The 17,594-nt window shown below is 66.3% G+C and carries 17 protein-coding genes and 2 riboswitches; of the genes, 9 read left to right on the top strand and 8 right to left on the bottom strand.

Annotation, left to right across the window (positions count from 1 at the left end; all coding sequences use genetic code 11):
• Positions 1-58 precede the first annotated feature (58 nt).
• Positions 59-550, bottom strand: coding sequence for a CoA-binding protein (locus FYJ28_RS09095; protein WP_154579085.1), 492 nt, complete (start codon positions 548-550; stop codon positions 59-61).
• Complete coding sequence (locus tag FYJ28_RS09090; RefSeq protein WP_154579084.1) at positions 543-1,904, bottom strand: O-acetylhomoserine aminocarboxypropyltransferase/cysteine synthase family protein; 1,362 nt, start codon at positions 1,902-1,904, stop codon at positions 543-545. Before FYJ28_RS09090 ends, FYJ28_RS09095 begins: the two co-directional genes overlap by 8 nt.
• A 64-nt stretch (positions 1,905-1,968) precedes the next feature.
• Here FYJ28_RS09090 and FYJ28_RS09085 point away from each other — a divergent pair, with 64 nt between their 5' ends.
• Positions 1,969-2,298, top strand: coding sequence for a hypothetical protein (locus FYJ28_RS09085; RefSeq protein WP_154579083.1), 330 nt, complete (start codon positions 1,969-1,971; stop codon positions 2,296-2,298).
• Here the strand turns inward: FYJ28_RS09085 and acs are convergent.
• From acs to FYJ28_RS09065, 4 genes are all read right to left on the bottom strand, one after another.
• On the bottom strand, positions 2,295-4,274 hold the full coding sequence (gene acs / locus FYJ28_RS09080; RefSeq protein WP_154579082.1) for an acetate--CoA ligase: 1,980 nt from the start codon (positions 4,272-4,274) through the stop codon (positions 2,295-2,297). The genes FYJ28_RS09085 and acs overlap by 4 nt on opposite strands.
• A complete protein-coding gene (locus FYJ28_RS09075; RefSeq protein ID WP_154579081.1) occupies positions 4,265-5,122 on the bottom strand; it encodes an ABC transporter permease in 858 nt (285 codons plus the stop codon). Before FYJ28_RS09075 ends, acs begins: the two co-directional genes overlap by 10 nt.
• A complete protein-coding gene (locus FYJ28_RS09070; protein WP_154579080.1) occupies positions 5,122-6,189 on the bottom strand; it encodes an aliphatic sulfonate ABC transporter substrate-binding protein in 1,068 nt (355 codons plus the stop codon). The genes FYJ28_RS09075 and FYJ28_RS09070 overlap by 1 nt, the downstream gene beginning before the upstream one ends.
• A gap of 115 nt (positions 6,190-6,304) precedes the next feature.
• Positions 6,305-7,132 (bottom strand): ABC transporter ATP-binding protein, encoded by an 828-nt coding sequence (locus FYJ28_RS09065; RefSeq protein ID WP_154579079.1) that lies wholly within the window; start codon positions 7,130-7,132, stop codon positions 6,305-6,307.
• Between the two features lie 420 nt (positions 7,133-7,552).
• A riboswitch (SAM riboswitch) is annotated at positions 7,553-7,668 on the top strand.
• 33 nt (positions 7,669-7,701) lie between these two features.
• On the opposite strand from FYJ28_RS09065, the gene FYJ28_RS09060 reads away from it, so the two are divergent.
• From FYJ28_RS09060 to FYJ28_RS09050, 3 genes are all read left to right on the top strand, one after another.
• Positions 7,702-9,096: an LLM class flavin-dependent oxidoreductase gene (locus FYJ28_RS09060; protein ID WP_154579078.1), complete on the top strand. Its 1,395-nt coding sequence runs from the start codon at positions 7,702-7,704 to the stop codon at positions 9,094-9,096.
• Between the two features lie 321 nt (positions 9,097-9,417).
• Positions 9,418-10,191, top strand: a complete 774-nt coding sequence (locus tag FYJ28_RS09055) for an alpha/beta fold hydrolase (RefSeq protein ID WP_055240609.1) — start codon at positions 9,418-9,420, stop codon at positions 10,189-10,191.
• A 69-nt stretch (positions 10,192-10,260) separates the two neighbouring features.
• The gene (locus tag FYJ28_RS09050; protein ID WP_154579077.1) at positions 10,261-10,677 is read left to right on the top strand and encodes a CoA-binding protein; all 417 of its coding nucleotides are present in this window, start codon (positions 10,261-10,263) and stop codon (positions 10,675-10,677) included.
• A 10-nt stretch (positions 10,678-10,687) separates the two neighbouring features.
• Here the strand turns inward: FYJ28_RS09050 and FYJ28_RS09045 are convergent, their stop codons facing one another.
• The gene (locus FYJ28_RS09045; protein WP_326831625.1) at positions 10,688-11,251 is read right to left on the bottom strand and encodes a hypothetical protein; all 564 of its coding nucleotides are present in this window, start codon (positions 11,249-11,251) and stop codon (positions 10,688-10,690) included.
• Between the two features lie 211 nt (positions 11,252-11,462).
• Positions 11,463-11,566: riboswitch (SAM riboswitch) on the top strand.
• A gap of 102 nt (positions 11,567-11,668) precedes the next feature.
• Here FYJ28_RS09045 and FYJ28_RS09040 point away from each other — a divergent pair.
• Genes FYJ28_RS09040 through FYJ28_RS09020 form a run of 5 tightly spaced genes read left to right on the top strand, consistent with a single transcriptional unit; the run spans position 11,669 to position 16,688 of the window.
• Entirely contained in the window at positions 11,669-12,460 is a 792-nt protein-coding gene (locus FYJ28_RS09040) for a methionine ABC transporter ATP-binding protein (protein ID WP_055240612.1), read from the top strand.
• Positions 12,453-13,118 (top strand): methionine ABC transporter permease, encoded by a 666-nt coding sequence (locus FYJ28_RS09035; RefSeq protein ID WP_055240613.1) that lies wholly within the window; start codon positions 12,453-12,455, stop codon positions 13,116-13,118. Before FYJ28_RS09040 ends, FYJ28_RS09035 begins: the two co-directional genes overlap by 8 nt.
• Before the next feature lie 29 nt (positions 13,119-13,147).
• A complete protein-coding gene (locus FYJ28_RS09030) occupies positions 13,148-14,572 on the top strand; it encodes an LLM class flavin-dependent oxidoreductase (RefSeq protein WP_154579076.1) in 1,425 nt (474 codons plus the stop codon).
• Complete coding sequence (locus FYJ28_RS09025; protein WP_055240615.1) at positions 14,569-15,783, top strand: acyl-CoA dehydrogenase family protein; 1,215 nt, start codon at positions 14,569-14,571, stop codon at positions 15,781-15,783. The genes FYJ28_RS09030 and FYJ28_RS09025 overlap by 4 nt, the downstream gene beginning before the upstream one ends.
• 29 nt (positions 15,784-15,812) lie before the next feature.
• Positions 15,813-16,688: a MetQ/NlpA family ABC transporter substrate-binding protein gene (locus tag FYJ28_RS09020; protein WP_154579075.1), complete on the top strand. Its 876-nt coding sequence runs from the start codon at positions 15,813-15,815 to the stop codon at positions 16,686-16,688.
• Here FYJ28_RS09020 and FYJ28_RS09015 read toward each other — a convergent pair.
• Entirely contained in the window at positions 16,685-17,518 is an 834-nt protein-coding gene (locus FYJ28_RS09015; RefSeq protein WP_229780376.1) for a DUF1206 domain-containing protein, read from the bottom strand. The genes FYJ28_RS09020 and FYJ28_RS09015 overlap by 4 nt on opposite strands.
• Between the last annotated feature and the right edge of the window lie 76 nt (positions 17,519-17,594).

Here is a 17,594-nt window from a genome sequence, read left to right as displayed (position 1 = left end):
GCCAGTTCCTGCTGGAGCGTGAAACAGCAGGAACTGGCCTCTCGGCGGTAAATACGGGCTAAGCGGTGAGCTGCCGCTTGGAGGAAATCACTCCCGTGTTGAACCCTGCCAGGTTCAGTCCGCCGTGGAACCGGGCGTGCTCAATCTTGACGCAGCGGTCCATCACCACGTTCATGCCGGCCGCTTCAGCGTCACGGGCTACGTCCTCATGCCAGGAGCCCAGCTGCAGCCAGAGCGTCTTGGCACCCACGGCCTTTGCCTCTTCCAGCACGGTCGGCAGGTCATCGTGCCGGCGGAACACATCCACGATGTCCGGGGTCTCCGGCAAGTCAGCCAGTGAGGCGTACACCGGCTGGCCCAGGATCTCCTTGGCTACCGGGTTCACGAAGTACACCTTGTACGGCGAGGAGGAGAGCAGGTACGTGGCCACGAAGTAGGAGGCACGGGACGGTTTGTCCGAAGCACCCACAATGGCGATCGATTTCGCCGAACGCAGCAGGGACAGCCGTTCGGGGGCGCTGGGCCCCGCCCAGGTGCGGTTCTCAGACATTGGCTGACTCCTCGGTTTCAAGCGGAATGCTGCAGGCCGCAGCGGGTTCGGCGGCGGCGGGTGCCGCACCTGCTGCAGCAGCGGTCAGCGCCTGGTCCAGGTCCCAGAGAATATCCTCCAGGTCTTCCAGGCCCACGGAAATGCGCACCAGGTCCTCCGGCACGCCGCCGGCAGCCAGCTGTTCGGGGGAGAGCTGCTGGTGAGTAGTCGACGCCGGGTGGATCACCAGGGTGCGGGAGTCACCCACGTTGGCCAGATGTGAGGCAAGCTGCAGCGATTCAATGAATGTCTGCCCGGCAGAACGGCCGCCCTTCACGCCGAAGCTGAAGACGGAACCCGGACCCTTGGGCAGGTACTTCTTCGCGCGTTCATGATGAGGATGGGATTCAAGGCCGGCGTAGGACACCCAGGCCACGCGCTCATCCGCTTCCAGCCATTCGGCTACGGCCTGTGCGTTGCGGAGGTGCTCGTCCACCCGCTGAGCGAGGGTTTCCACGCCCTGCAGCAGCTGGAACGCGGACTGCGCGCTCAATGTCGGTCCAATATCGCGCAGCTGCTCGGACCGCAGTTTGGTCAGGAAGCCGTACTCCCCGAAGTTCCCCCACCAGGAGATGTTGCCGTAGGACGGCACCGGCTCGGTCATGGCAGGGAACTTGCCGTTGCCCCAGTTGAAGGTGCCGGCCTCCACGACGACGCCGCCCAGGGTGGTGCCGTGCCCGCCGATGAACTTGGTGGCGGAGTGGATCACAATGTCCGCGCCGTGCTTGAACGGCTGCACCAGGTAAGGAGTGCTCAGGGTGGCGTCGAGGATCAGCGGCACACCGGCGTCGTGCGCTACCTTCGCCAGGCCCTCAATGTCCGTGACTTCACCGCTCGGGTTCGCTACGACCTCCGCGTAGACGGCCTTGGTGTTTTCCTGGATTGCGGCGGCGTAGTCCGCCGGATCCGTGCCCGGCACAAAAGTGGTCTCGATGCCGAAGCGGCGCAGCGTGACATCCAGCTGCGTGACCGTCCCGCCGTAGAGCTGGGAAGCGGCCACAATGTGGTCCCCGGCTGAGCAGATTGCCGCGAAGGTGACGAACTCCGCGGACATGCCCGACGCCGTCGCTACCGCACCGATGCCGCCCTCCAGGGAGGCGATGCGCTCCTCGAACGCGGCGACTGTGGGGTTGCCGATCCGGGAGTAGATGTTGCCGTACTTCTGCAGCGAAAACAGGTTCGCGGCGTCGGCGGTGTCCTTGAAAACGAACGACGTCGACTGGTAGATGGGAACGGCACGGGCACCGTGGATGGCGTCGGGCGTTCCGCCGGCGTGCAGGGCGCGGGTACGGAATCCGAACTGGCGGTCACTCATGGACTGAGTGCTCCTTCCTTGGGGGAACCGCGGGTAAGCGGTTCGCCAATGGTTGCTTTATTGGGTGCTGGATACCAACAATGTTGAGGACAGTTGCGCAGAGGCAATCCTGGGAGCGGGCATGGACGAGTACGTGATCGTGGTTGAAACCGGGTACAAACTTGCGTCCGCGAACCACAAGGTGACTCCCACGGAGCCCATGGACCGGGTTGCCGCGGAGCGGATGTTCACCGAAATGATGGACGGCGGGCATCCCGAACTGCTCCCGGAGAAGAATGACACCTCGTTCCTTGAGGTCTCGCCCGTGGAGTTCCTGCGCCTGCACCGCGCCATGGGCGGAGCGGTGGAGCTGGATCGGGTGACGCTGGCCAGGGTTCACGACACCGCTCATTAGTTCCCGGCCTCGGTCCGCCGCGCTTCACACGCGGTGTGGATCGCAGGAATACAGGGTTCGTTCTGCAGGCTGGTCGTGTCCCCTAGCGTGGTGCCTTCGAAGAGCTGGGTGAGCAGCCGCCGCATGATCTTTCCCGAGCGGGTCTTGGGGACATCCGGAACCACGACGACGGCGGCGGGCTTGGCGATCGGCCCAATTTCCCTTGCCACGTGGGCGCGCAGTTCTGCCGTGACCGTCTCCGCGTCCTTCGACGCAGCGTCGGTCAGGACCACGAACGCGGCGATGGCGTGGCCGGTCTTCGGATCCGCGACCGGGCAAACCCCGGCTTCAACCACCCATGGGTGGGAGACCAGGGCAGATTCGATCTCGATGGTGGAGAGCCGGTGGCCGGAAACGTTCAGCACGTCGTCCACCCGTCCCAGGATCCAGGTGTCTCCGTCGTCGTCATAGCGGGCGCCGTCACCGGCCAGGAACCAGCCCTGCTGCGCATACTGCCGCCAGTAGGAGGAGAGGTAGCGCTGCGGGTCGCCCCAGCAGGTGCGCGTCATGGATGGGCCGATCCGGTCCACCACAATGAAACCCTGCACGTTCGGCGGGACGTCGGCACCGTGTTCGTCGACGATCCGGGTGGAGACTCCCGGCAGTGCGCGGGAAGCGCAGCCGGGCTTGAAGCTGCTGTCCGTCTGGCGCGGGGAGAGGATGGTGGCGCCGGTTTCGGACTGCCACCAGGTGTCGATCACCGGTACCTCGCCGCGGCCGATGTTCTCCCGTATCCAGCGCCAGGCTTCGGGGTTCACGGCTTCGCCGACGGTCCCGAGCAGCCGGATGGAGGAGAGGTCCCAGGTGTCCGGGACGCCGTCCGGGAACCAGCCCATCAGGGAGCGGACGAGGGTAGGAGCGGTGTAGTAGCTGGTGACCTTGTAGCGTTCGATGATTTCGAAGTGCCGGCCGGGATGCGGAGTGTTGGGGGTGCCCTCGAAAATCACCTGGGTGACGCCGTTGGAGAGCGGTCCGTAAATCTCATAGGTGTGCGCAGTGACCCAGGCGAGGTCTGCGGTGCACCAGTGGACGTCGGCTTCGCGGGCGGACTCGTCCGGGTTGGCGAACAGGAACTCGTAGCTCCAGAAGGCCTGGGTGAGGTAGCCGCCCATGGTGTGCACCAGGCCCTTGGGCTTTCCCGTGGTGCCGGAGGTGTACATGATGAACAGCGGCGTCTCGGCGTCGAACGCCTCCGGTTCGTGGACGTCGGAGGCGGCGTCAACGGTCTCGTGCCACCAAATGTCCCGGCCCTCGGTCCAGGCGATGTCGCAGCCGGTGCGCCGGATGACCAGCACGTGCTCGATTGCGTTGTCCCCGGAAACCGCCTCGTCCGCGTTGTCCTTCACCGGTACAGCCGCCCCGCGGCGGAACTGGCCGTCGGTGGTGACCAGGAGCTTCGCGCGGGTGTCTTCCACCCGGAACTTCAGGGCCTCAGCAGAGAAGCCGCCAAACACGAGCGAGTGGATGGCCCCGATGCGGGCGCAGGCCAGGGTGATGATGATCGTTTCGGCGATGACGGGCAGGTAGATGACCACCCGGTCGCCTTTTTCGATGCCCAGGGCCAGCAGGGCGTTGGCTGCCTTGGAGACTTCCTTTTGCAGGCCGGCGTACGTGTAGGTTCGGCGGTCGCCGGGCTCGCCTTCGGCGTGCAGCGCCACTTTGTCTCCGCGGCCGGCCGCCACATGGCGGTCCACGCAGTTCACGGCGACGTTGAGCTTTCCGCCGGCGAACCACTCGATTTCCGGGACGGAGTATTCGGCGTCGGCTTCCGGAACCTCCGGACCGCTGAGCCGCTGCGGAGGGCGGAAGGTGTGCGCCGTGTGCCACGGCTGGTCCCACTGCAGGCGGCGGGCAGCGTCCTCCCAGAACGCGATCCGCTCAGCCTCGGTGGCGAACTCCGGTTCGGCCGCGGTTTCGGTTGCTGTGCCTACGCCCATTTCTTCACTGCCCACTTTTCAGCGACGCCCAGCAGGGCATCCGTCGTCTTGCCGATAACTGCCAGCAGCACGATCGCCAGGAACATCCGGTCGGTGCGGCCGTTGTTCTGCGAGTCCGTGAGCAGGAAGCCCAGTCCCATGGAGGACGCAATCAGTTCCGCAGCCACCAGGAACAGCCAGGACTGTGCCAGTGCGAGCCGCAGGCCGGAGAAAACAGCCGGGACGACGGCGGGCAGCTGCACCGTGGTGAGCAGCTTGATGCCGTTCAGGCCGAAGGCGCGGGCTGCTTCGACGAGGTTCTTGTCCACATGCCGCAGGGCGAGGGACACGGTGGTGAATACCGGGAAGAACGCACCGATGGTGATCAGGGTGACCTTGGAGTCCTCGCCGATGCCCATCCACAGGATCAGCAGCGGCACCAGGGCCAGGGACGGTACTGCGCGGACTGCTCCGAACAGCGGGCCCAGCAGTACATCCGCCAGCCGGGACAGCCCCAGCAGGGCGCCGAGAACCAGTCCCAGCGCGGCACCGAGCGCAAAACCAGTCAGTACGCGCTGCGTGGAGATGGCAATGTGCGTGCCGAGTTCGCCGCGTTCAATCAGGTCCGCAGCCGAGGTCAGCACTGCGCCGGGGGATGGAAGCTGCACCGCGCTGAAGACCCCGAGGACGGAGACGAGCTGCCACAGTCCCAGCAGCAGGGCCGGTACAACCAGGCCCAGTGCTACGCGGACCCAGGTCTTGGTGAGGATGCCGCCGGAGCTGGCCTTTTGGGCAGGTGCGGGTGCTGCGGAAGACCCGAACGGGCCTGCCACTGCGGGTGCGGCAGCGGGAGATGGATTGCTGCTCATTAGGATTCCTTCACGGCTTCCGGATCGGCCTTCTGCACGAAGGAGTCATCCAGCAGGGACGCAACCGCGTCGTCAATGGCCTTCTGGTTGGCAACGTCGCCGGTTTCGACGAACACGGGGCCCACCTTTTCCAGGACCTTTCGCTGCGCATCGCCCGGGGCGGCGTCGACGTCGAGGTTGCTGCGTTCAAGAATGACGGTGCGGGCTACTTCCAGGTCCAGACCGGCGACGTCGGCGAGGATCTGCGCGGTTTCCTCGGGGTTTTCTGCAGCCCAGGCACGGGCCTTTTCGTAGACGTTCACCACGGTCTGGGCCAGTTCCGGCTTCTCCTCAAGGAAGGACTCCGTGGCGTTCAGGAAGCCGTAGGTGTTGAAGTCCAGGTTGCGGTAGAGGAACTCTGCACCGGCGTGCTCGGCTCCAGCCATGATCGGATCCAGTCCGGACCAGGCGTCCACCGCACCGTTTTCGAGGGCGGTGCGGCCGTCGGCGTGCTGCAGGTTCTCAACCGTGACGTCTGAGGTGCTCAGGCCGGCCTCTTCCAGAGCCTGAACCAGGAAGAAGTACGGATCGGTGCCCTTGGTGGCGGCTACGGACTTGCCGGCCAGGTCCTCTACGGAGGTGATGTCCGAGCCGGGGGAGACCAGCAGTCCCGCCCATTCAGGCTGCGAGTAGATGCTGATGGTCTTGATCGGCGAACCGTTGGAGCGGGCCAGGAGTGCGGCCGAACCGGCGGTGGAACCGACGTCGATCGCTCCGGCACGCAGCGCCTCGTTGGCCTTGTTCGACCCGGCGGACTGCACCCAGTTGACTTCCACGCCCTGCTCTTCAAGGGTTGCTTCCAGCCAGCCCTGGTCCTTGATGACCAGGCTGAGCGGGTTGTACGTGGCGAAGTCGATGTTCAGGGTGCCGCCGTCGGCTGCGTCATTGGCGGCCGCACCGGAGGAATCCTCGCCGGCAACGCAGCCGGTCAGGGCCAGTGTGAGGGCGGCGGCGGTGGCTGCCAGCGCGGTTAGCGGGCGGCGGGAGAAGCGGGGCGGGCGGCGGGAGAAGCTGGAACGGCTGTTCATGGGGATTCCTTCGAGACGGGTGGTGCGGGAAAAATTCAGGGAAATCAGGCACCGCAGGCACAGAGGGACTGCGGGTTGGACCGGCAGGACGCCTGGACCGGGGAAAGGACGAGCCTTAGTGGCGGTCGACGCCGAGGCTCGCCAGCAGCTCGCCGCGCATTCGGGCCAGCTCGGCGGAGGCACGGTCCCGCGGCCGGGCACCGGGGACGGTGATGGTCTGCGTGATGGTGGCGCCGGGCTTGCCCGGTTCGCGGCCGAGCACAATGATCCGGTCGGCGAGCTGCAGGGCTTCATCGACGTCGTGCGTGACGAGCAGGACGGTGGCGGGCGCGGCGCGGTGCACGTCCAGCAGCAGGTCCTGCATCTTCAGCCGGGTCAGGGCATCCAGTGCACCGAACGGTTCGTCCAGCAGCAGGACACCCGGTTTGCGGGCCAGCGCCCGGGCCAGCGACGCACGCTGGGCCATGCCGCCGGAAACAGCACGCGGCTGGTGCTTGGCAAAGCTGTCCAGTTCAACGAGCTTGAGCAGCTCGGAGACCTTGGCTTTGCCTTCGGAAGCGCTGGTGCCCTTCGGCAGGCCGATCGCAACGTTGGCCTGCAGGGTCTGCCAGGGCAGCAGCCGGGGTTCCTGGAAGGCAACGGCGCAGCGGTCGTCAATGCCGCGCACGGCGGTCCCGTCGATCAGCACCTGACCGGTGGAAGCGGCGTCGAGCCCTGCGGTGGCGCGCAGCAGCGTGGATTTGCCGCAGCCGCTGGACCCGAGGATCGCCAGGACTTCCCCGGGGCGGACTTCGAAGTTGATGTCCCGAAGCACCACGTGGGCGCCTGCACCGGAGCCGAAGCTGCGGCCAACGCCGTCGAACGTCACGGACAGGGCAGTGTCAGGCGCGGTGCGCGGGGCAGCGGAGACGGCATGGGAGCCGGAGGAAAGTACTGCAGTCATGTGAACACTCCATCGGTCCTGGCAGTAGCACCCTACGGAAAACGTCCTGGGCCGGGTTAGCGGCCTCCTGCGACGTCCACCTCGCTATCGCAGTGCCTCAAGGAGGAAGCACTCCGACCAGGGTTGCTGCGGCTTCACTGATCCAGGTCTCTCAGCCGCTCGGGATGGTCAAGACCCAACTAAACGCCCAAGAGTCCGTTTCCGGCAAGTCCCGGCGTAACATTTCGAATCCCGCCTCCTTCCCCATCGAGATAGCAGAAACTGCACGTTACAGCGCTGAAACGTGCAGTTTCTGTCATCTCGATGGTTCGGGGAGGGGTGGCTGGGCGCCCGGGAGGGGAGCACGACGGCGGCCGTTACGCCCCGTGACAGGCGGGGCTTGCGTGCACCCCCGGGGCCCGGCGCATACTGGACCCGCAGGATCATGAGTCCCAACGCGAAGCTCTGGCTGGTTGGGCGGCAACCCTCTCCCGTAGCGGGGTGCCCCAGATGACGATCCGGTCGACCGGCAAGACCGCCGGCGGCAAGTACGGCGCCCCTGCGCGGCGTCCCGCATGCAAAGGACCCTCATGGCCACCACGCCCGCCCGCCACATTCGCTTCAACGCCTTCGACATGAACTGCGTGGGCCACCAGTCACCCGGACTCTGGCGCCACCCGGAAGACCGCTCCGCCGACTACACCAAGCTCAGTTACTGGACGCATCTGGCGCAGACCTGCGAACGCGGCCTGTTCGACGGCATCTTCATCGCGGATGTACTCGGCACCTACGATGTCTACGGTTCGTCCAACGAGGCAACCCTGCGCCAGGGCACCCAGGTGCCGGTCAACGATCCGCTGCTGCTGGTCTCCGCCATGGCCCTGGTAACCGAAAATCTCGGCTTCGGCGTCACTGCAGGCACGGCCTACGAGCACCCGTACCCGTTCGCGCGCCGGCTCTCTACCCTGGACCACCTCACCGAGGGACGGGTGGGCTGGAACGTTGTGACCGGCTACCTTCCCTCCGCGGCGCGGAACATGGGCGCCGAAGACCAGCTGGAGCACGACGAGCGCTACAACCACGCCGACGAATACCTCGAAGTGGTCTACAAGCTGCTCGAAGGCTCCTGGGAAGACGATGCCGTCGTCCGCGACAAGGAAACCGGCGTGTTCACCGACCCGGCCAAGGTCCACGACATCAACCACGAGGGCAAGTACTTCAAGGTCCCCGGCATCCACATCTCCGAGCCCTCCCCGCAGCGCACCCCGGTGATCTACCAAGCCGGTGCCTCGCCGCGGGGCATCGCCTTCGCAGCCGAAAACGCCGAAGCCGTGTTTGTGGGCGCTCCCACGCCGGAAAAGCTGAAAGCAACCGTCACCAGGATCCGCGACGCCGCTGAGGCCGCCGGCCGGGACCGGCACTCAGTTCGGATTTACACCCTGCTGACCATCATCACTGCCGCCACCGCCGAGGAAGCCGAAGCCAAGCACCAGGACTACCAGTGCTACACCAGCGACGAAGGCGCCCTTGCACTGCTGTCCGGCTGGATGGGCGTTGACCTCTCCACCTACAACCTGGACGAGCCGCTGGGCGCCGTGAAATCCAACGCCATCCAGTCCGCTGCGGCGAACTTCCAGAAGGTGAACGACGACGGCGAGCCGTGGACGGTGCGCGACATTGCCGCGAGTGCCGGAATCGGCGGACTTGGTCCCCGTCTGGTGGGCTCCGGTGCGGAGGTCGCAGAGGAGCTGATCCGCTGGGTGGAGGAAACCGACGTCGACGGTTTCAACCTGGCCTATGCCGTCACTCCCGGTACCTTTGAGGACGTGGTTGAGTTTGTGGTGCCGGAACTGCAGAAGCGTGGCGCGTACCCCACGGAATACGCGCCGGGAACGCTGCGGCAGAAGCTCTTCGGAGCAGGGGATAAGCTCCCCGCAGACCACCGCGGGGCGAAGTTCCGCCTGGCCCCCGCCGTCACCGGCTAGGAGCTTGACGTATTTCCCTCGTCATCACGATGAACAAGGGGACACCCGTCTGGTCAGCCTGAACGTCACCTCCAAGCGGGCGCGTGCCCGAGGCGGGATGACGGTGCAGGTGCCGGTATCCCACCTGCCTCCAGTGCGGAAAGGGCCGTGTGCAAGCCGCACGCTGCCACCGCCATCTTCGACTACGGGCAGGGGACGGCGGACGTCACGGAGGTCCTGACGGCGGGGGCGGCCGAGCTGTGAGCCGTGGCGGGCCATTGACCGCCTCCCCTGGCGCTCCTACCGTTGAGGGACCCCCAGCCTCCAGGTAAGGAGAACCCCATGGATCCATCAGCCGAAGCTTCAGGACGTGTGCTTTCCGCCGACGGAACGCCTATTGCGTGGCAGCGCCGGGGGGAAGGGCCTCCGCTGGTGGTGGTGGATCCCGTCATGATGGACCGGACCACCTCGGGGATGGCAGGTGTTGCCGAACTGCTGGCCGCAGGCCACACCGTCTACACGTATGACCGCCGAGGCAAGGGCGAGAGCGGGGACGGGGAGGAGTACACCCCGGAATCCGAGGTGGACGACCTGCTGGCCGTGGTGGAAACCGCCGGCGGCACGGCCGATCTGCTGGGAACCTCCTCCGGCGCCGTCCTCGCGCTCCGGGCTGCCTCGGAGTCCGCGGTCATCTCCAGCGTCATCGCCGTGGAACCTCCGCTCACCGGGGACACTGACGAAGATCCGGACATCCGCCCTGAGCTGGATGAGCTGGTTGCGGCAGGTGACCGGGCAGGAGCCGTTCGGCTGTTCCAGGAGTCCATCGGAGTGCCGGCGGAGATCATCGAGGCCTCGGACCCGGCTCCGTTTGAGCCGGCGGCTCACACCATCTCCTATGACCTGACCCTGCTGCTGGAAACCGACGTGCGGTCCCTGACCGGAATCCGCGTGCCGGTGCTGGTGCTGGCGAGTTCCGGAAGTGATGACCGGCTGCGCGAATGGGCGCGTGAGACTGCCGAGCTGCTGCCCGACGGGTCATTCCAGCTGCTGGAGGGCAGCTGGCACGGGCTGGATGACCAGACCCTGGCCGCCGCCGTCGACGCTTTCCTGGAATAGGTCCGCAGTCTGCCGCGTTTGTACCCTGCGTAGGGTGGGAGCCCTGCAGAGACTCAAAGGAGAGACCGCATGGTGCACCTCAACGATCCCGAGGTCATTACCCGGCTGCTCACGGCCAAGGGCCGCTGGGCGGTAGTGGGCCTTTCGAACAATCCGGCCCGTCCCGCCGTCGGTGTTTCACGGTTTGTCCGGGATTCCCTGGGCATGGAGATCATCCCCGTGAACCTTTCCGGGCAGGCCGTCCACGGCCAGCAGGGCTACAGCAAGCTGGCGGACATCCCCGGCCAGGTGGACGTTGTGGATTGCTTCGTGAATTCGGCCAAGGTGGGAAACATCGTGGACCAGGCCATTGCAATCGGCGCCAAGGCCGTGTGGCTGCAGCTGGGCGTGGTCGATGAAGACGCCGCGAAGCGCGCCGCAAACGCAGGGCTCGACGTCGTCATGAACACCTGCCCGGTCATCGAGGCCGGAAGGTTTGGACTCTAGCGACGGAACATCAGACGCTGTCCTGGATCCGCTGGTCCACGGGCAGCGCCCGGTACGCTTTCCAGGCCTGAATCATCTGATCGCGGCTGCCGCCGGGATGTGCTGCATGCCAATGCCTGGAGAAGCGGTTCAGTTCAAACTGCGGGCTGATCGGCCGCGGGGCGGCATCCCGGGTGGCGTGCCAGTGGTCCAAGGCGGCCGCCAGCGTTGCGGTGCCGTCATTGGCGGCAAAGAACTCCCGCATCGGCGCATCGAACCGGAACCCGGGCCCGAGGGCGTGGACGAAGAACTCCCGCAGCACCTGGCTGCACGGATGTCCCGCCGGAATCACGGTGTGGATGGTCAGCGGCGGTACGAGCCGCTGCCGGGACATGTGAGGCCTGCCGGCCGGGGGAGGAAGCGGTGTGCCCGCCAGGAATGCGGCGATGCGTTCTGCCAGCTGCTCCTTTGAACCGGCAGCGGATATCTCCTGCGTGCGCGCGAACGCCTGCAGCTCTTCCTTTAGCCAGTACCAGCGGCGGAATTCGGCCGGCCCAAGCGAGGGCGAAAGGGCGGGGCGTTCCGTAGGTGTCACGTTCCCATCCTCGCGGATTCCCAGGAGAATCAGTGCTCCCGCGCCGCAGGACGCCCGTGAGTCTGCGCGGGTGGCGCGTGGGTTGGGGCAGGGACCCCCACGGACGTAACAAAACGGATTGTGACGCCGCTGCGCGTTACGCACCGACGCATTCGGCCGCACGGGGAAATCTTCTGGCCCCGCCGGTGCCTGGGCGGTTTAGATAGTCCCGTAACCATCCAGAGCGGCTGAGAGACCTGGCTCCGTGACGCCGCAGCAACCCCCTTCCGCGGGCTTTCCGCTGAAGAAGGGTGCTACCGCCAGGACCGATGGAGAAGCACCTGCTCTTTGCGGTCCGCTGCCCCGTGCCTTCCGCACGGCTGCGTGAGCCTGCGGAGGCGTGCACCTCTTCCCGGGCTCAGACCGCAGGAGGACAGCATGATCCGGATCGAAAACGTCTCTACCGTCTTTGGGGGCGGTGAATCGGCCTTCACGGCAGTGGACAACGTCACCCTGTCGATCCCCAAGGGAAGCATCCAGGGCATTATCGGGTTCTCCGGTGCCGGTAAATCCACCCTGCTGCGCAACATCAACCTGCTGGAACGCCCAACGTCCGGCCGCGTGCTCGTGGATGGAACGGACCTCACCAGTCTGGGTGATGCCGAGCTTCGGGCAGCCCGGCATGAGATCGGCATGATCTTCCAGCACTTCAACCTGCTGAACAACCGGACCGCGGCGCAGAACGTGGAGCTCTCGCTCAAGTTCGCCGGAGTGAAGAACGCCGCCGAACGCCGCGCCCGCGCACTGGAGGCGCTCGCCGTCGTCGACCTCTCGGAGAAAGCGGGGACCTATCCGGCCAAGCTCTCCGGCGGGCAGAAGCAGCGTGTTGCAATTGCCCGTGCCCTGGCCACCCGGCCCAAGGTGCTGCTGTGCGACGAACCGACCTCCGCTGTCGACCCGCGGACCACTGCCTCCGTGCTGCAGTACCTCAGCGACGTCAACGCACGGTTCGGCATCACGATCGTGGTGGTGACCCATGAAATGAACGTCATCAAGGCCATCGCGGACAACGTGGCCGTGATGGAGGAAGGCCGGGTCGTGGAACAGTTCGCGCTCGCGGAGCTGGCCCGGCCCGGGTTCACGCCGGCCACCGCAATCGGCCGGTACCTGATCTCCGATGAAATCACCCTGGACCGGGCTGCCGGCCGGGAAGGAGCCCGCGTTGCTTGAGCGAATTGCCGAAGTCTGGCCGGAACTGCTCGCCGCGCTGGGGCAGACCGGCACCATGCTGCTGGTCGCGATCCCGCTGGCGGTGCTGATCGGCACCCCGCTGGGGGTGCTGCTCTACTCCCTTGGGCCGGACGGGCTGGGGCACAAACCGCGGCTGCACCGGGTCCTGGACTCCCTGGTGAACCTGGTGCGTTCCTTTCCGTTCCTGATCCTGCTGATCGCGATCATCCCGTTCACCCGGTTCGTGGTGGGAACAACCATCGGCACCGCAGCCGTGATCGTGCCGCTGACCATCAATGCCATCCCGTACTTTGCCCGGTTCGTGGAGCAGAACATCACCGCGCTCGGCGGCGGGGTAGTGGAAGCGGCCCGCTCCATGGGCGCCACCCGCGGGCAGATTGTGCGGGACGTGCTGCTGGTTGAAGCCCGTCCGGCCCTGATCAGCTCGGTGACCATCATGACGGTCAGCTTCATCTCCTACTCCGCCATGGCCGGCCTGGTGGGCGGCGGGGGAATCGGCGACTTTGCCATCCGCTACGGCTACTACCGCTACGAGACCGGGCTGATGCTCACTGCCATTGTGCTGATGGTCCTGCTGGTCCAGGCCGTGCAGCTGGGCGGCTCCTGGCTCTCCCGCCGCGCCGACAAGCGCCTCTAGCCTTCCCGCTCCTACTGAAAGTTACTTCCATGAGCATTCCCAGTACCCGTTTTCCAGGCGGGCGTCCGCGCCTTCTGCTGAACGCCTTCCTGATGAACACCACCAGCCACATCCGCGGCGGCCAGTGGCGCCACCCCGATGCCGAGCAGCACCGCTTCAACGAACTGTCCTTCTGGACAGACCTTGCCCGGCAGCTCGAAGCGGCGAAGTTCGACGCCCTGTTCTTTGCCGACGTCGTGGGCCTGTACGGGGACCACGACGGCGGCTGGTCATCCCACGTGCGCCGCGGCCTGCAGGTGCCGGCCAACGATCCGCTGCTGCTGCTCGCCGCACTCTCGGGTGCCACCAGGGATATCGGCCTGGCCGCGACGTCGTCCGTGGTGCAGAGCCATCCGTTCCAGTTCGCGCGGCAGCTCTCCACCCTTGACCATCTCTCCGGTGGCCGGGCCGGCTGGAACATCGTCACCTCCGTGCTGGAGAACGCGCACCGCAATTTCGGCGGCGACGGCCTCACGGAACACGACCGCCGCTACGACTGGGCGGACGAATACACCGACGCCGTGTACAAGCTCTGGGAAGGGTCCTGGGATGACGGCGCCCTGGTCCAGGACAAGGCCAGCGGCGTCCACGCCGATCCGGACAAAGTCCACAAGATCCACCACCGCGGCGAACGGTACTCGATCGACGGACCGCACCTGAGCTCACCCTCCCCGCAGCGCACGCCCGTGCTCTTCCAGGCCGGAAGTTCCGGGCGGGGGCAGCAGTTCGCTGCAGCCAACGCCGAGGCGACGTTCATCTTCGCCCCCAACCACGCCCACGCGGCCAAGGTCTCCGCGGGAGTCCGGGCACGCGCCGCAGAAGCCGGACGGCTGCCCGACGACATCAAGGTCTTCACCGGCCTGTCCTTCGTGGTGGGCGGCACCGAAGCTGAAGCACAGCGGAAAAAGGCCGAGCAGGACGAATACCTGGACCTGGATGCGGTAATCGCGCACATCGGCGGCGGCTTGGGCATCGACCTCGGCGGCCTGGACCTGGACACCCCGCTGGGGGACGTTCAGACCGAAGGCGGCCGGGGAGTACTGCAGGCGATCATCGACTCCACCCCGGGCGGCAATCCCACCCTGGCCGACGTTGCCCGCTACCGCACCGAGGCCCAGCAGGTCACCGGCACCCCGGAACAGATCGCCGATGAACTTGAACGCTGGCAGGACGCGGGGGTGGACGGCATCAACATCATCAACGCCATCCTGCCCGGCTCCTACACCGACTTCATCGACGGAGTGCTGCCGGAGCTGCGCCGGCGCGGCCTGGCGCAGGGCGAATACGCCCCCGGGACACTGCGCGAGAAACTCTTTGGCGCAGGTCCGCTGCTGAACGAACGGCACCGGGCTTCGCAGTTCCGCGGCGCCTTCACCCCCGAAAACACCCTTGCAACCCCAGGAGTTACCCGATGACTGCCAGCCTGCTCACCCGCTACGGACACACGGTGCCAGCAGAGGCGCAGCGCTGGTTCGACGTCGCAGACGAGGTCGCGGCCATCCTCGGCGCGGATGCCCTCGAGCGCGACGCCGCCAACAAGCCGCCGTTCACGGAACTGGAGATCCTGCGCCGGTCCGGACTGCTGCCGCTCACCATTCCCGCCCGCTTCGGCGGTGCCGGAATCAACTGGAGCACCGCCTTCGAAATTGTGCAGCGGGTGGCCCGGGCGGACAACTCGATCGGACAGCTGCTGGGCTACCACTACATTTTCCAGGCCTTCCCCTACATTGACCTCGATCCGGAACGCGGGCAGGAACTGGCGGAGCAGTGCCTGGTCCACCAGTGGCTCTGGTCCTCCACCGGCACACCCCAGGGACCCCAGGCCACCGCCGTCCGCACCGAGGGCGGCTACCTGGTCACCGGCAGGAAACCGTTCGCCACCGGCAGCCGGGTCGCAGAGAAGATCTACGCCCGGGCAGTGCTCGACGGCGGTGACCGGCTGGCGCTGATCATCGACACCGCCTCCGACGGCGTGGTGCGCCACGATGACTGGGACGTCCTGGGCTCCCGCCTCACCGCCACCAACACCATCGAGTTCCGGAACGTGTTTGTGCCCGATGCCGAGGTGATCACCAACCTGGGAACCCACGACGGCGAACGCCGCCCGCACCAGGTGCTCACCACCCCCGCCTTCCAGCTGCTCTTCGCCCACGTGTACCTCGCCGCCGCTGAGGGCGCCGTGCTAGCAGCGCGGGACTACACGCTCTCCAGCGCAAGGCCGTGGTTCCACGCGGAGGTGGAATCGGCGTCGGACGATCCGTTTATCCAGAACCACTACGGTTCCTTCGCGGCCCGGCTCCAGGCGCTGGCCGCCGTCGTCGACCAGGCCACCACCGCACTGCAGTGGGCCTTCGACGCCGGGGACGCACTGACTGCCGCTGACCGCGCCGGCGTGGCCGAACAGATCGCCGCTGCGAAGGTCACCGCCCACGAGGTGTCGCTTGACGTCACGGCGCGGATCTACGACGTCACCGGTGCGCGGGCTGCGGGCAGCAAATACGGGTTCGACCGCTACTGGCGGGACGTCCGCACCCACACCCTGCACGACCCCGTTGCCTGGAAATACAACGAACTCGGCCGGTACTTCCTCAACGGAACCGAACCGGTTCCCTCCGCCTACCGCTAAACCACTCGCACTCTTTCAAAGGAAACACCATGGAACGCAGGAACTTCCTCAAACTCGCACTCGCCGGCGCAGGTGCTGCCTCCCTCACCGCCGCTACCGGCTGCGGCCTGACCGGGGGTGCGGCAGCCTCCGGGGACAAGACCATCAAGATCATCGCCACCGAATCCGCTCCCTACCAGGAGCCCACCAAGATTGCGGCCGAGCTGCTCAAGGCCAAGGGGTGGACGCTGGAGGCCACCTACGTCACGGACATCATCCAGCCCAACCTCGCCGTCTCCAACGGCGAGTTCGATGCCAACTACTTCCAGCACGGGGCCTACCTGCAGCAGTTCAACGTGGACCAGAAACTTGAGGTGCAGCCGCTGTTCTACGTTTACGGTTCGCCGGCGGGCATCTGGTCAGAGCGGTACTCCAGCCTGCAGGAACTTCCCGACGGCGCACGGATCGCCCTGCCGGTGGACCCCGCCAACAACGGCCGCGGGCTGGTGCTGCTGCGCGATGCGGGCCTGCTGGAACTCAAGGACGGGGTAGGCGTCATCCACACCTCGCAGGAGAGCATCACCGCCAACCCGAAGAACTTCGAATTCGTGGAAGTGGACCAGCAGTCCCTCTCCAAGACCCTGCCGGATGTGGATGCCGGGGTGCTGTTCGTGCGGCTGGCCGCTGAAATTGGACTGTCCCCGGCCGACGCCCTGGCGTTCGAGGCGGAAGCAGACCAGGTTCCGTTCCGCTGCGTCGTGGCCGGCACCGCGGAATTCGCCGACTCCGAGAAGGCGAAGGTCCTGCAGGAGGCCTACCAGTCACCGGAGGTCCGGGAATGGTTCGCCGGCTACATGGGCGGTGTGCTGCCCACCCCCTGGGATGCGGATCCGCTGGAGGAACTCGACTCCTGGTGGCAGGCCTAGAGCTTGCCGAACCGGGCCCGGATCAGGGCCATATAGAGCCCGTAAAGAACCAGTCCCACCCCGACGGCGCCCAGCGCCAGCCAGCCCAGCGGCGCCTCATGCAGGGTGCGCAGGGCGCCGTCGAGTCCGGTGGACTTCTCGGGGTCAGCGGTCACGGCAGCGGCCACTACCAGTCCGCCAAGGATCAGCAATGAGATGCCCTTGGCTACGAATCCGGCGATGCCGGTGGCTGTCGCCGTACGCTGCCAGGTCCGTTCCGGAATGGGGCCTAGGTCCTTCCGGAACTTGCGGGTGGCGCCCTTGTAGATGAAGTAGACACCGATCCCGGCGATTACCGCTCCGGCCAGGCCAACCACTACCTGTCCGGCGGGCTGGCTGAGGACGCGGGCCGTCCAGGTGACCTGGCTCTGTTCGCTGTCGCTGGACCCGCCAAGTGCAAATACCCCGAAGCTGACGCCGATCGCGCCGTAGACAACCGCCGACCCGGCGTCGGTTGCCCGCTTCTTCCAGATCTCCTTGCGGTCTTGGCCCGAATCCAGGAAGGCGCGCGAGGCCTGGAACAGTGCCAGGGCCAGGCAGCCGAGGAAGCAGGCCCAGATCAGGAAGATGCCGCCGGGCTGGTCGGCCAGGGCTGCCACCGCTCCCGAGGAATCGGCATCACCGCCGCCGCCTCCCGCAATTTGAAGGGCAATGAAGCCAGTGAGGGCATGCAGCACGCCGCTGGCCACGTAGCCCATGCGAGCGGCACGCTCGAAGGCCTTTGAATCTGCAGCCCGTTCCGCTGTTCGAGCGATTCTGCCTGCGCTCCCGCTTTTACGATCCGTAGCCAATCGGTCCTCCATAGGGTCGCCGGCGGCAGTGACACCGCCGGTGGAATTCTTCGTGTGCTTAGTAATCTGGATTCCA

Origin of the sequence: Arthrobacter sp. BL-252-APC-1A, assembly GCF_009696625.1 — a bacterium.
Taxonomy (GTDB): domain Bacteria; phylum Actinomycetota; class Actinomycetes; order Actinomycetales; family Micrococcaceae; genus Arthrobacter_B.
Note: the sequence above shows the minus strand (reverse complement) of the source record. Positions and strands in the feature narration are given on the sequence as shown.

Coding starts and splice junctions, on each gene's coding strand:
- FYJ28_RS09090 (WP_154579084.1), bottom strand. CDS start 1,904: ATGAGTGACCGCCAGTTCGGATTCCGTACCCGCGCCCTGCACGCCGGC.
- FYJ28_RS09055 (WP_055240609.1), top strand. CDS start 9,418: ATGGATCCATCAGCCGAAGCTTCAGGACGTGTGCTTTCCGCCGACGGA.
- FYJ28_RS09070 (WP_154579080.1), bottom strand. CDS start 6,189: ATGAACAGCCGTTCCAGCTTCTCCCGCCGCCCGCCCCGCTTCTCCCGC.
- FYJ28_RS09020 (WP_154579075.1), top strand. CDS start 15,813: ATGGAACGCAGGAACTTCCTCAAACTCGCACTCGCCGGCGCAGGTGCT.
- FYJ28_RS09065 (WP_154579079.1), bottom strand. CDS start 7,132: ATGACTGCAGTACTTTCCTCCGGCTCCCATGCCGTCTCCGCTGCCCCG.
- FYJ28_RS09025 (WP_055240615.1), top strand. CDS start 14,569: ATGACTGCCAGCCTGCTCACCCGCTACGGACACACGGTGCCAGCAGAG.
- FYJ28_RS09030 (WP_154579076.1), top strand. CDS start 13,148: ATGAGCATTCCCAGTACCCGTTTTCCAGGCGGGCGTCCGCGCCTTCTG.
- acs (WP_154579082.1), bottom strand. CDS start 4,274: ATGGGCGTAGGCACAGCAACCGAAACCGCGGCCGAACCGGAGTTCGCC.
- FYJ28_RS09050 (WP_154579077.1), top strand. CDS start 10,261: ATGGTGCACCTCAACGATCCCGAGGTCATTACCCGGCTGCTCACGGCC.
- FYJ28_RS09075 (WP_154579081.1), bottom strand. CDS start 5,122: ATGAGCAGCAATCCATCTCCCGCTGCCGCACCCGCAGTGGCAGGCCCG.
- FYJ28_RS09040 (WP_055240612.1), top strand. CDS start 11,669: ATGATCCGGATCGAAAACGTCTCTACCGTCTTTGGGGGCGGTGAATCG.
- FYJ28_RS09060 (WP_154579078.1), top strand. CDS start 7,702: ATGGCCACCACGCCCGCCCGCCACATTCGCTTCAACGCCTTCGACATG.
- FYJ28_RS09095 (WP_154579085.1), bottom strand. CDS start 550: ATGTCTGAGAACCGCACCTGGGCGGGGCCCAGCGCCCCCGAACGGCTG.